The following is a 1,004-nucleotide window of genomic DNA, read 5'->3' as shown; positions in this document are numbered from 1 at the left end:
GCCAACGCCCTCGCAAAAACGCAGTGTGGACCAGATTCTCCAGGCCGGCTGGTACCTGCTGGAATTGATCAACGAAATCCTGGATCTGGCATTGATCGAGTCCGGCAAGCTGTCGCTGTCGCTGGAACCTGTGTCGCTGGCCGAGGTCATGCTTGAATGCGAAACGATGGTCGAGTCACAGGCCGGCAAACGCGGCATTACCGTGACGTTTCCGAAATTCCCTGTGCCCTGCTTCGTGAATGCCGACCGCACCCGGCTCAAGCAGGTACTGATCAACCTGCTGTCGAACGCCATCAAATACAACACCAGCAGCGGAACAGTCGTGCTCAACTGCGTGGATCTGCCGCAAAAGCGCATCCGTATCTGCATTGAGGACACGGGCGAAGGCCTGAATCCGGCCAAGATCGACCAGCTCTTCCAGCCTTTCAATCGCCTGGGCCAGGAGGCCAATACCGAACAGGGCACGGGCATTGGCCTGGTAATGACCAAGCGGCTGGTTGAGCTGATGGGTGGCGTCATCGGCGTGGAAAGCGTTGTCGGAAAAGGCAGTGTGTTCTGGATTGAAATGGAYGTCACCGAACAGCGGGAATTCCACCCCGAACTGGCAACCCTGGCCCCGGCCTTGCAACGCCAGGTGCCTACAGATCCCCGCGCCCACACCCTTTTGTATGTAGAAGACAACCCCGCCAACCTGATGCTGGTGGAAGACCTCATCGCGCGCCGCTCCGACATCCGGCTGCTGTCGGCCCGTGACGGCATCAGCGGCATCGCGATGGCCAAGGCCTCGCAGCCGGACATCATCCTGATGGACATCAACCTGCCGGGCATCAGCGGCATCAAGGCGGTACAGATTCTGTGTGCCGATCCGTTGACTGCACACATTCCGGTGGTGGCGCTCAGCGCCAATGCCATACCTCGTGACATTGAAAAAGGCATGGAAGCCGGCTTCTTTCGCTACCTCACCAAGCCCATCAGGATCAATGAGTTCATGGACACCCTGGATT

1 protein-coding gene is annotated in these 1,004 nt (G+C 58.6%); it reads left to right on the top strand.

Annotated elements, in window-relative coordinates; translation table 11 throughout:
• The coding region (locus AC1D1X_RS24305) for a hybrid sensor histidine kinase/response regulator (protein WP_477699488.1) at positions 1–1,004 on the top strand (1,004 nt) is incomplete at both ends.

The organism is Polaromonas sp. P1_G4, assembly GCF_056405475.1.
This window is presented reverse-complemented; position numbering and strand designations above follow the sequence as displayed.